This is a genomic window from Bacillus sp. SD075 (assembly GCF_017355165.1).
GTDB lineage: Bacteria > Bacillota > Bacilli > Bacillales > DSM-1321 > Peribacillus.
On sequence record NZ_JADILK010000003.1, the window covers coordinates 88606 to 100609 of the forward strand.

A 12004-nucleotide genomic window follows, 5' to 3' on the forward strand; every position below is an offset into this window, starting at 1 on the left:
AATCTCACACCTCCACGTGTTAACAATAGCTTATTATCGCTTTAGCTATTTCCTCTACATCCTCTATGCTATCTATTAACTTGGTATTGATTGCCGCCTTAGGCATACCAAAAACGATCGATGTCTCCTGTGATTCGGCTATCGCTTTTAATGGACCCTTTTGTTTAAGCTTGGTAAGTCCCATTGACCCGTCCATCCCCATTCCGGTCATGATGATGGCTATTTTCGCAAAATCATTCATTTCACTTACCGATTCAAATAAAACATCAACCGACGGACGATGTCCATTACGCAATTCGGATTGATCCAAAAGGATTGCCCAGCTCATTCCGACTTTCCTCACTTTCAAGTGAAAACCTCCAGGTGCGATGTAGGCGACACCTTTATGAATCAGTTCTCCGTCTTCAGCTTCCTTCACTTTAATCTTACATAATGAATTCAGGCGTGTTGCCAAGGATTTTGTGAAACCGGGGGGCATATGCTGAACAATGAGTATGGGAGCATCTATTCCTTCTGGGAGTCCTGTCAAAACGGTCTGCAGAGCTCTCGGTCCACCTGTTGATGCACCGACGACTATTATATTTCTATGCCCATATGACCATTTTTTTTTATTTTTTACGTTATTTAACGATTCAATTGAATCTATTTTACTATATTTTCCCCAAACGGATGGACTTCTTTCCATATTCCTCGCATTTTTTTTCAGTTTGTGAACATTTGCCCTGCTGGCAGCCATAACTTTTTCATTGAGTTCTATCTTTATTTTATGTAAATCCAAAGAAATGGCACCCGAAGGTTTAGCGACAAAGTCAAAGGCTCCACTGTTCATGGCGGCAAATGTATTTTCCGTTCCTTTTTTCGTTGTGCTTGATAACATAACTACAGCGGTTGGACATTCATTCATGATCCGTTTTAATGCTTCCAATCCGTCCATAATCGGCATTTCCACATCCAAAGTCACGACATCGGGTTTTAAAGCCTTTATTTTGTCTATGGCATCTCTTCCATTCCTGGCAGTCCCGATTACTTCCACCCTGCTATCTTCTGCTAAAAACTCTGAAATCAACTTTCTCATAAACGCAGAATCGTCCACTATCAGCACTTTTACTTTACCCATATTAGGAGACCTACTTTCCAAAAAAATATCTCTTCATATTTTGGAGGAAATGGCTTTTTTGCAAAGTCAATTCTTCACCAAATGAATGATTTGCATATCTCGAGGCGATATCCATAATGGCTTTGGATACATCAGCTTCAGAATCAAAAAGGAGAAAGGGCATTTGTCTAGTAACAGCTTTGAGTACGGTTCTATCATCTGGCAAATACCCTAGTGCTACAGTTTCCAAACCCAAAAATTTCACCAGTGCATTTTGGAGCCGCTTAATCGATTCTTTGCCGTCCTTACTCGTTAAAACACGATTGCAAACTAGAAACAATGGAATCTCGTTATTTACTGAATGAATATATTTCATTGCGGAATATGCATCCATTATAGAAGTAGGCTCAGGCGTCGTGATAACGACTAATTCATCCACACATAACAAAAATTTCATAGAATCCTGACTGATGCCTGCACCCATATCAAATAAGATATAATCGTAATTCGCCAATAATAAACTGAATTCCTCATTAAAACGAGTATACTTATCTTCATCAAGTGAAAAGAGATTCGCCACCCCTGTTCCACCTGTAATGATTGAAATATTTCCTGGTCCTGCCATGATGATATCCTTCAAACTACAATCTTTTTCAAAAAAATCAATAATACTGCAGGGCGAGTGCTCCCCGATCAAAATATCAATATTCCCCATACCGATATCCATGTCGAACAACAGTACTTTTTTGCCTCTTTGGGATAAGGCAATGGAAAAATTCAAAGAAAAGTTTGATTTTCCCACCCCACCTTTACCGCTTAAAATGGCAATCGTTTTGGCCATTGATTGATTTTGGCGGGCTTCCAATCTTCTTCGTAAATTCTCAGCTTGATCTTTCATATTTTTTAGCCCCAAAAGCCGTTTCCAATAGCAATGATGATGTGGCTATTTCAATATCGTCCGGCACATTCTGTCCATCTGTTATATAGGCGACTCCTAATTTATGAGTGTGTATAAAATTGAATACCGACCCAAAAGTGGAAGTTTCGTCCGCTTTTGTAAAAATGACCTGTTTAATCGGTATGGTAGCAAACTGTCGATAAATATCTTCCATATCCTTTTGTTTAGAAGTCAATGACAAAACTAAATAGGTTTCCATCTCATCTGTAAAATGGATGATTTCATTAAGATCCTTAACATATTGCGGGTTACGGAAATTCCTTCCGGCCGTATCAATAAAAACAAAATCATAATGGGAGAACCGTTCAGCCGCCCTTTTGAAGTCTTCCAAATTATATGCGACTTCAATTGGAACGTTTAAGATCTTGGCATATGTCTTAAGTTGATCTATTGCAGCAATCCTGTACGTATCCGTCGTAATGAAAGCCACCTTTTTATCATGCTTAAGCATGGTTTCCGCAGCTACTTTTGCCAGGGTCGTTGTCTTTCCCACACCTGTTGGGCCAACAATATTAATATACTTTTTTCGCAGCCCGGGTTTTCCATTTTCAACCTTTTCCAAAATAGCAAGCATGGTTTCTTCCAACCAAACTTGAACCTCTTCATCAGTGGCTTTTTGTTTAAAAACGAACCATTTTTCAAGTAATTCATCCATGATTTGAGACCTAAGTGATATTTCCACTTCCTGATCGGTTAGGTATTCGTGGATTTTCTGCAGTTTCCCCGGAAATTTTATATCAGGTGAATAGATTTGCAAACTACTTAGCATACCCTTCAAACCTTCGATTTCCTTTAATAAGTCTGTACTTTCCCTATTGCCTTTATCAGGTCCAGGGGCATGTCTTGCGATTTCCAGCTTGGATGGCAACTTCTTCGATTTTTGTTTGGTTACGTTTTGGATAGGCTGGGACACGGGGTCTATGGCTGCAATGATTTCAATATTCCTCTTTTTGAATAATCCTAAGAAACCACCAGTATATACAGCCTTTGAGCTTAAGATTATAGCATCACTGCCTAGTTCCTCCCTTATTCGCTTCATTGCCTCGTTCATTGATGGTGCCAAATATTTCTTTATCTTCAATTGAAATTCACCACCCCTACACTTTGTACTTCTACATTAGATTCAAGTTCATTGTATGAAAGAATCGGTACATTAGGAAAATAACGTTCAGTTAATTGCCGGGCATACATCCTCACTGCTGGAGAGCAGAGTAAGATCGGTTGGTGATCCATTAGGGTCAGCTCTTCCAATTTGGCTGCAATAGCCTCCAATATGGATTGAGATATAGTTGGATCCAATGATAAAAAATTACCATGTTCGGTTTGCTGTACACTATCCGCGATGGTCTTTTCCACTTTCCCCGATAATGTTATGACTTTAATTCTATTTTCATCCGAAATAAAAGAATTCGTTATTTGTCTGGCTAAATTCTGCCTTACATATTCAGTAAGCAAATCTGTGTCAGTCGATAACTTGCCATAATCAGCAAGTGTTTCGAAAATGATAGGTAAGTTCCTTATTGAAACTTTTTCCTTCAATAATTTTGCCAATACCTTTTGTACATCTCCTATAGACAAAGGATTCGGAGTGACTTCCTCTACTAATATAGGTGCCGATTCGTGGAGATGGTCAATCAATTGTTTCGTTTCCTGCCTGCCCAATAATTCGTGCGCATTGGCCTTTATGACTTCCGTCAAGTGAGTGGAAACAACACTTGGCGGGTCTACAACTGTATAATCCAACATCTCTGCATGTTCTTTCATATCATCCGTGATCCACTTGGCCGGTAAACCGAAAGAAGGTTCTATCGTATCGATTCCTTCTATTGAATCATCCTCCATCCCTGGACTCATGGCCAAGAAATGATTAAGGAGCAATTCCCCCTTTGCCATGACACTTCCTTTAATCTTCAGGCGATACTCATTGGGATTCAACTGAATGTTATCACGTATTCTGACGACAGGGATCACGAGCCCCAATTCAATTGCAAGCTGCCTGCGGATCATGACGACCCTGTCCAGCAGGTCTCCCCCTTGATTGGGATCCGCAAGCGGAATCAATCCATATCCAAACTCAAATTCGATAGGGTCGACACTTAAAAGGTTAACGACGCTTTCTGGACTTTTCATTTCATCAGTTTCCAGCACTTCTTCCATTTCTTGTATTTCACTTTCGTCCTGCTTCGGTATCCTTGAAATTGTATACCCTCCAATGACTAATAAAGCAGCAATCGGAATGGTGAATAAGTCGGCAATGGGAGTGAATAACCCTAAAAGGAAAATGGTTGCTGCTGTTAGGTAAAGCATTTTGGGAAATTGAAATAACTGTTCAACAATATCCGCTCCGAGATTTCCATTCGAGGCTGCCCGGGTTACGACTATTCCCGTAGCTGTAGAAATCAATAAAGCAGGAACCTGACTCACGATACCGTCACCAACCGATAACATGGAAAAATGGACAGCTGATTCTCCAAAGCTCATGTCCAATTGCATGACGCCAATGATCATACCGAAAATCAAGTTAATGATGACAATGATGATGCCGGCTATCGCATCCCCTTTAACAAACTTACTCGCTCCATCCATGGATCCATAAAAGTCTGCTTCGTTACTAATTTTTTCCCTTCTGGCACGTGCTTCGTTTTCGGAGATCATTCCAGCATTTAAATCTGCATCTATGGCCATCTGTTTCCCTGGCATCGCATCGAGCGTAAACCTCGCCGCTACCTCGGAGACCCGTTCGGAACCTTTCGTGATGACGATGAAATTGATGATGACCAATATGATGAATACAACTAATCCTACAAGCACGTTGCCGCCGACTACAAACGACCCAAAGGTTTCTACAACTCCTCCAGCATCACCGTAGGTCAAAATGGCACGAGTCGTCGAAACATTCAACCCCAGTCTGAACAATGTCAGTAAAAGGAGCAGGGAAGGAAAGATTGAAAATTCGAGGGGTTCTTTCATATTCATCGTAGTCAATAGAACCAGCAATGCAAGAGAGATATTTAAAAGGAGTAAAATACTTAACAACCATGTTGGCAATGGAATGACCAACATGGCAACGATCATGATGACGCTCGATATAACGATTAAATCCCTTGCCCGCATGTTTTTTCTCTCCTAACTAGCCTGTTGCCTTATTACTTCTTTACAGTTTACCTTTGGTTTTATATACAAAGGCCAGTATTTCAGCGACCGCCTTAAAGAACTCTTCAGGTATCGCTTCGCCTAATTCAGCTTGATCATATAAAGACCTTGCCAAAGGCCGATTTTCCACCATGATCACATCGTTTTCTTTAGCAATATATTTAATTTTCTGAGCAACAAAATCAACGCCTTTTGCCACTACATACGGAGCCTCAGCTTTTTCTTCATCATATTTTAAAGCAATGGCAAAATGCGTCGGGTTAGTGATGACGACATCCGCATTGGGAATTTCCTGCATCATTCTTTGAGCGGCCATCTGCCTTTGCTTTTGCTTTATCTTGGATTTGATGAGCGGGTCCCCTTCTGAATTTTTATACTCATCCTTGATATCCTGTTTGGACATCCGGATGTTTTTTTCAAAGTCATATTTTTGGTACAAATAGTCTAAAAGAGCAATGAACAATAAAGCCACGGCCGCATAAAACCCTACTTTAATCGTAATATCCGCCAATGTTGCCATCGCTTCTTCCACAGAGATCTGTGATAAAACCATAATCTCGTCCATGCGCTGCCATAGTACATAAAAGGCAACAAAACCAACAAATGATATTTTAAGAATGGATTTCAATAATTCAACAATGGCCCTCATTGAAAAAATACGTTTGAATCCTTTAATAGGATCCAATTTATCAAGTTTGAACTGAATGGATTCAGTCGAAAACAATAAACCGATTTGCATGACATTTGCCAATACCCCAGCCACTACCGCTGCTGCGAAAATGGGCCCTAGGATAAGACCCATCTCCTTTAACACCTCAATCATGATAATTTGCATATTCTCCTCGTTGAAACCAGTCAAGGTAAAATGTTGCAAGTATTCTTTCATGAGACCGAGCAGATGATTATACATGTATGGCCCCATAAGCAATAGCACTGAAAACACTGCAATTAAGTTCACAGAGGTATTTACATCCTGACTCTTTGCCACCTGACCTTTTTTCTTCGAATCCTGACGTTTTTTTGGAGTCGCCTTTTCGGTCTTCTCACCAGCGAAAAACTGTAAATCCAGCTGAAAACTCTCCATTTCAAACGCCTCCAATCAACTGCATTAGTTGACGCATAGTCAAAAGCAAGAAATTGAAGAGTTGGGTTACGACCGTCATCATCAACCCCATTACCAGAATGATAACCGCTAAGCCGGCTATGATTTTCACTGGAATCCCGACAACGAACACATTTAATTGAGGGACTGTCCTGGCAAGGATCCCTAGCGTGACATCCACTAAAAAAATACTTCCCACTACAGGTATGGACATTTGAAAAGCAATCATGAAAGCTTTGCTGAAAGTTTTGGCCAAATATTCTATCAGTGTATGATCCCCGAATGGTACAAATAATTGGTCAATTGGAATGAACTGATAACTATAAAAAATTCCATCCAAAAGTAAATGATGGCCGTTAGTACTCAATAGGAATAATAAAGCAATTGTATAAAGATATTGTCCCATCAATGGGCTTTGTGCCCCCGTTTGGGGATCGATGACATTCGCTATTGAAAAACCCATTTGAAAATCAATCAATCCGCCAGCGATTTGAATGGCCGATAAGATCATATAAGCGGCAAACCCGATAAAAAGCCCAACCAGCGCTTCCTTCATGATCAATAAATAAAATGTGACATCCAATTCCAGAACCGGAGCATCGATGGTGTAGTACATGATCCAGGCCAGGAGGATCCCAAGCCCTACCCGATGTTGTACCGGTATTGAACGGTACGAAAAAATCGGCATGGCCACGAAAAACGTAGTGACCCGGACTACAATTAATAAAAAGGCGGGAAAATGCGGAAATAATTCCTCCATACCCTACCCTACAAATCGATTCAGATTACCGAATATTTCATTTGCATATGATAATAGGTGGCTCAGCATCCATGGAGCCAATAAAATGAGTCCCAATAAGACCGCGACAATTTTTGGAACAAATGCCAGGGTTTGTTCCTGAATCTGTGTAGTCGCCTGAAAGATGCTTACTAATAGTCCTACAATAAGAGCGATTACCATCAATGGGCCAGCTATAATCAATACCATATAAATTCCTTTTTCTGCTATATCAATAACAATCTCTGCACTCATTTTTTCTCACCTGCTTAAAAACTCTGTAATAAAGACTTCACTACTAAATACCATCCGTCAACAAGAATGAAAAGGAGGATTTTAAATGGCAGGGAAATCATGACTGGCGGCAACATCATCATACCCATCGACATCAGGACACTTGCAATGACCATATCAATAACCAAAAATGGAATAAAAATCATAAAACCTATTTGAAAAGCTGTTTTGATTTCACTGATAGCAAAAGCTGGTACAAAGGCAGTCAAGGGTATGTCCTGTATCGTTTCCGGCTTATCCACCTTGGCATACTCCAAGAATAACGCCAGATCCTTTTGCCTTGTATGGGCACTCATGAATTCCTTAAAAGGTATCGAAGCCTGTACATATGCCTCTTCTAAATCTATCTCTTCATTAAATAACGGGGTTAATGCCTTTTCATTCACTTCCTGAAAAGTCGGTGCCATTATGAAGAATGTCATGAAGAGTGCCAGGCCGACCAACACCTGATTCGGGGGCATCTGCTGGGTAGCTAGCGACGTTCTCACAAAGCTTAGAACAATGATGATTCTTGTAAAACAGGTCATCAAGATCAATATGCTTGGAGCCAACGATAAGACAGTCATTAGAAGAACGATTTTGACAGAGGTAGAGACATTCGTGGGATCACTGTTATTAAAAAACTCCATGAACTCATTCATTCCTTGTCTCTTCCTTTCCTACCAAGCTCCTTTAACAGATTTTTCCTGCTATTAGACATTTGATCAAGTTGATTTTTGAACTCTGCAGAGAAACTAGCGGTTTCTGTTTCGGATCCGCTTTCCTTCAACCACTTATTTTTCAACTTCATAGCAAATTCCCCAGGCTGGATCATTTGATCGATCTTATTGTTGTGGTCTTTCAAAAGCTGTTCATATTCCTCGGGGTCATCTATTTCTTTCAAGAGCTGAATATTTTCGCCAACCCCGATCACCAATATTCGCCCGCCGACTTTAACAAGCTGCACAGAACGATTTGCACCAAGGCTCGTACCGCCTAAATTCTCCACTGAATTTGCCCTTTGATACGATTTACTTTTTTTATTGATGAATTTTAATAGGATATATAGAAGCGCCACTACAAAAATAGTAGCAACTATCATCCTCAGGAACTCCCAAACAGTTATCCCCACTTTGTCAGTATTCGAAGCCTGTTTGACAGATTTCGAGTCTTTTGATTCATCATTATCCACCTTTAAATCAACTGGCTGTTCATATACATCCCTCACTGTTTTTTCAAGATCTTCAGCATGGGCCTGTATAGCCCCAGCTAAGAATACTGCTATCATCAGTGAGACCTGAAGCCATTTTTTAATTAAAAACAATATGAAGACACCCTCTTAACTTAATGCTTTATTTATGGCTTCCAATACCCGGTCTGCCTGGAATGGCTTCACGATAAAGTCTTTTGCACCAGCCTGGATCGCATCAATGACCATGGCTTGCTGCCCCATCGCTGAACACATAATGACCTTGGCTTGAGGATTCACCTTTTTAATTTCCTTTAATGCCGTAATTCCATCCATTTCAGGCATGGTAATATCCATCGTTACAAGATCAGGAAGGGTTTCCTTATATTTATCCACTGCTTGGGCGCCATCTGCTGCTTCCCCGACTATTTCAAAACCATTTTTAGAAAGGATATCCTTTATCATCATTCTCATAAATGCTGCATCGTCCACAATTAATATTCTATTAGCCATTATTTTCGTCCCCCAAATTATCTTATTTTATTTAATCGGTCACTTTGACTCATGATATCCGTAACACGCACTCCAAAGTTTTCATCAATCACCACTACCTCACCTTTTGCTATCAAGCGGCTGTTTACCATGATATCAACTGGCTCTCCTGCTAATTTATCCAATTCGATGATCGATCCGGAGGAAAGCTCCAAAATATCCTTGACGGAACGTTTCGTTCTTCCAAGCTCCACAGTTACTTGCAAAGGGATATCCATCAGCATACTGAGATTTTTTGTTTCAGACTCCTGAAGCTGATAAGGCTGAAAACTAGTGAAACTGGCAGGCTGAACATTTACTGGTTGTCCTGTTGGTACGGATGAAACCCCAATATGTTGTGGTACATTCGGTATTTGGTTCGCAGGCTGGGTTTGGTGGCCACCTTGCCCATAAGTTTCATTAGCCGATCGATCAGACCGGGCGTCCTGGAAAGGTGCCGGCTCCTGAGTTGGAACGCTTGTTACTGTATCACTAAATACTTTTTGCGATTTCATATCGGTAGGTCCACTTTCGCTTGTCCCCTTTAATAATTCAGAAACTAACCCTTTAGCAAACTCTAATGGCAACAATTGCATAATACTGGAATCAATTAAGTTGCCGACACGGAGACGGAATGAGATTTTTGCAAATAAATCCTCGTCCGGTATCGCATTTTCCCCTTCACCATTTAGAAAGTTAAGTAAATCTATGCTAGGAGGAGAAATATCCACTTTTTTATTGAAAATGGTCGACATGGATGTAGCAGCAGAACCCATCATTTGGTTCATGGCTTCCTGGACAGCACTCAATTGAATTTCTCCAAGCAGGTCAGAAGGGTTCTCACCATCCCCTCCAAGCATCAAATCTGCAATGATAGCAGCATCACTCTGCTTGATGACCAGCATATTTATACCTGAAAAACCTTCTGTATATTGCACTTGAATCGCTACATATGGATGCGGGAATTCTTCCGCGACCTGTCCCCGTTCTATTAAGGTAACCGTCGGGGTGGTGATTTCCACTTTCTGATTCAACAAAGTGGATAAGGCAGTGGCCGAACTTCCGAAGGAGATATTACCAATTTCACCGAGGGCATCGAGTTCCATCATTGATAAATAATCGTCAATCGAGAGTGGGATCACCTCATCTTCTATATCACTTGTACCTTTTAAAAGGGCATCTATCTCGTCTTGCGAAAGCATTCCATCACTTACCATCTTCGTCTCCCCCTTTCAAAATATCAAGAATCTGGACAGCATGTTTTTTTCCCACTTTTCCTGGCTGCCCGCTGTATTTTGGAATCCCTCCAATTGTAATCGTCAAAGGTTCATCGATTGCCTTATTTAAATCGATGACATCGCCAACATCAAGCAGCAAAAAATCCTGGATGGTGATGTCAGTAGAACCAAGCTCAGAAATAATGGGAAGGTCTGCGTTTCGGATACGCTTTTCCAAAATCATGATTTCCTCTGGGATTTTTTCCTTTTGGGAATTTTCCATCCAATAATGAGCAGATAACTTTGGTATGATCGGTTCCAATACGACGTGAGGAATGCAAACATTAATCATTCCGCTCGTTTCGCCGATTTGTGTATTCAAGGAAATGACCACAACAGTATCGTTGGGCGAAACCAGTTGTAAAAATTGCGGATTCACCTCGAACTCTGTCATCACCGGTTCGATTTCAACAATCGTTCCCCAAGCATCCTGTAAATTTTCAAAAGCCTTCTCGAATAAGTTCGACATGATTTTCGTTTCTATTTCCGTTAAACTATCAACCTTATTCACGCTTATGCCCCGTCCGCCCAAAACACGATCCATCATGGAATAAGCTATATTCGGGTTGACCTCAAGAATGATTCGGCCATCCAAGGGCGGTACCTCAAAAACATTCAGGATGGTCATTTTCGGAATCGATCGGATGAACTCTTCGTATGGTATTTGGTCTGCCGAAGCAACGGATATTTGGACATATGTTCTAAGCTGAGCAGAGAAGTATGTGGTCAGCAGTCTTGCAAAGTTCTCGTGTATCCTAGTCAAACTGCGTATTTGATCCTTTGAAAACCGAAGCGCCCTTTTAAAGTCGTATACTTTCACTCTTTTTTCTACTTCTTCTTTTTTTAAATCATCTGCATCCATTTCGCCTGTGGAAATGGCCGATAACAAAGCGTCGATTTCATTTTGCGATAATATTTCCCCGGACATTAACACTCACCTCCAAAACTTCCCCTTCTTATTTAATGAAGCAAGGATGTTCTTATTGCAGAATCGAGGAGGTTATATAAACCTTTTCTACTTTTCCTTCTTCCATTAATTCATTCACTCTAGCCTTTAACGTTCCTTGAAGCTTTTCCTTGCCCTTTTTACCGGTTAACTCTTCCGCTTTCAGTTCGGATAGTTCGGTAATGATGATATTTTTCACTTGGAAATTTCTTTTTTCCAACTCTTCTTTTGCTTTTTTATTTTCTGTTTGGACCATAAATGAGATTTTGATATAATCATTGCCGGCAAGATTCGTAGTAATTTCAGGGATCTCAACTGATGATTCAACAATTTCGTCAATGCTTGGTTTATCTTCGGCAGATGTGGGATCAGATAACTTTGTCACAACCATGACCGCTATGACACCTACAAGCGTTATAGCCACGAGTATAATCAACATAATAGTCAATAGATTTTTTTTCATGAACTTTCCTCCACATCCTTACGAAAACCAAGAATATTTACGGTACGATAAAATTGTATAATAGCTTCAACCAGTTCTTCTTCCTTCTCTAGCACAACGATTTTCTTACCATTTGTAAAAGTGATGGTCGTATCTGGCAATGACTCGACTGTTTCTATGTACAATGCATTGATATGAAAGCATTTTCCATTGAGCCTTGTGACTTTGATAATGATATTTAGGAGCCAGAGCAAAAAGC

Annotated in this window: 14 protein-coding genes; all 14 read right to left on the reverse strand. The window is 40.4% G+C overall.

Annotation, left to right across the window (positions count from 1 at the left end; translation table 11 throughout):
* Positions 1-19 precede the first annotated feature (19 nt).
* Genes IOC57_RS03685 through IOC57_RS03750 form a run of 14 tightly spaced genes read right to left on the reverse strand, consistent with a single transcriptional unit; the run spans position 20 to position 11978 of the window.
* Positions 20-1117: a protein-glutamate methylesterase/protein-glutamine glutaminase gene (locus IOC57_RS03685; protein ID WP_207437459.1), complete on the reverse strand. Its 1098-nt coding sequence runs from the start codon at positions 1115-1117 to the stop codon at positions 20-22.
* A gap of 10 nt (positions 1118-1127) precedes the next feature.
* On the reverse strand, positions 1128-1994 hold the full coding sequence (locus IOC57_RS03690) for a MinD/ParA family protein (RefSeq protein WP_207437460.1): 867 nt from the start codon (positions 1992-1994) through the stop codon (positions 1128-1130).
* Positions 1978-3135, reverse strand: coding sequence for a flagellar biosynthesis GTPase FlhF (gene flhF / locus IOC57_RS03695; RefSeq protein WP_207437461.1), 1158 nt, complete (start codon positions 3133-3135; stop codon positions 1978-1980). Before flhF ends, IOC57_RS03690 begins: the two co-directional genes overlap by 17 nt.
* Positions 3132-5168: a flagellar biosynthesis protein FlhA gene (flhA, locus tag IOC57_RS03700; RefSeq protein WP_207437462.1), complete on the reverse strand. Its 2037-nt coding sequence runs from the start codon at positions 5166-5168 to the stop codon at positions 3132-3134. The genes flhF and flhA overlap by 4 nt, the downstream gene beginning before the upstream one ends.
* Positions 5169-5208: 40 nt before the next feature.
* Complete coding sequence (gene flhB / locus IOC57_RS03705) at positions 5209-6291, reverse strand: flagellar biosynthesis protein FlhB (RefSeq protein ID WP_207437463.1); 1083 nt, start codon at positions 6289-6291, stop codon at positions 5209-5211.
* Position 6292: 1 nt separating this feature from the next.
* Positions 6293-7069, reverse strand: coding sequence for a flagellar biosynthetic protein FliR (gene fliR, locus IOC57_RS03710; RefSeq protein WP_207437464.1), 777 nt, complete (start codon positions 7067-7069; stop codon positions 6293-6295).
* Positions 7070-7072: 3 nt separating this feature from the next.
* Positions 7073-7342 (reverse strand): flagellar biosynthesis protein FliQ, encoded by a 270-nt coding sequence (gene fliQ / locus IOC57_RS03715; RefSeq protein ID WP_207437465.1) that lies wholly within the window; start codon positions 7340-7342, stop codon positions 7073-7075.
* A 14-nt stretch (positions 7343-7356) separates the two neighbouring features.
* Complete coding sequence (fliP, locus tag IOC57_RS03720; RefSeq protein ID WP_207437466.1) at positions 7357-8022, reverse strand: flagellar type III secretion system pore protein FliP; 666 nt, start codon at positions 8020-8022, stop codon at positions 7357-7359.
* On the reverse strand, positions 8019-8684 hold the full coding sequence (locus IOC57_RS03725) for a flagellar biosynthetic protein FliO (protein WP_207437467.1): 666 nt from the start codon (positions 8682-8684) through the stop codon (positions 8019-8021). The genes fliP and IOC57_RS03725 overlap by 4 nt, the downstream gene beginning before the upstream one ends.
* Before the next feature lie 15 nt (positions 8685-8699).
* The gene (cheY, locus tag IOC57_RS03730) at positions 8700-9062 is read right to left on the reverse strand and encodes a chemotaxis protein CheY (protein WP_125161940.1); all 363 of its coding nucleotides are present in this window, start codon (positions 9060-9062) and stop codon (positions 8700-8702) included.
* A 17-nt stretch (positions 9063-9079) separates the two neighbouring features.
* Positions 9080-10297 (reverse strand): flagellar motor switch phosphatase FliY, encoded by a 1218-nt coding sequence (gene fliY / locus IOC57_RS03735; RefSeq protein WP_207437468.1) that lies wholly within the window; start codon positions 10295-10297, stop codon positions 9080-9082.
* The gene (gene fliM / locus IOC57_RS03740) at positions 10287-11285 is read right to left on the reverse strand and encodes a flagellar motor switch protein FliM (protein WP_207437469.1); all 999 of its coding nucleotides are present in this window, start codon (positions 11283-11285) and stop codon (positions 10287-10289) included. Before fliM ends, fliY begins: the two co-directional genes overlap by 11 nt.
* Positions 11286-11337: 52 nt before the next feature.
* Positions 11338-11766: a flagellar basal body-associated protein FliL gene (gene fliL, locus IOC57_RS03745; protein ID WP_207437470.1), complete on the reverse strand. Its 429-nt coding sequence runs from the start codon at positions 11764-11766 to the stop codon at positions 11338-11340.
* Positions 11763-11978 carry a flagellar FlbD family protein gene (locus IOC57_RS03750; RefSeq protein WP_207437588.1) on the reverse strand — a complete coding sequence of 72 codons (216 nt, stop codon included), beginning with the start codon at positions 11976-11978 and terminating at the stop codon, positions 11763-11765. Before IOC57_RS03750 ends, fliL begins: the two co-directional genes overlap by 4 nt.
* Between the last annotated feature and the right edge of the window lie 26 nt (positions 11979-12004).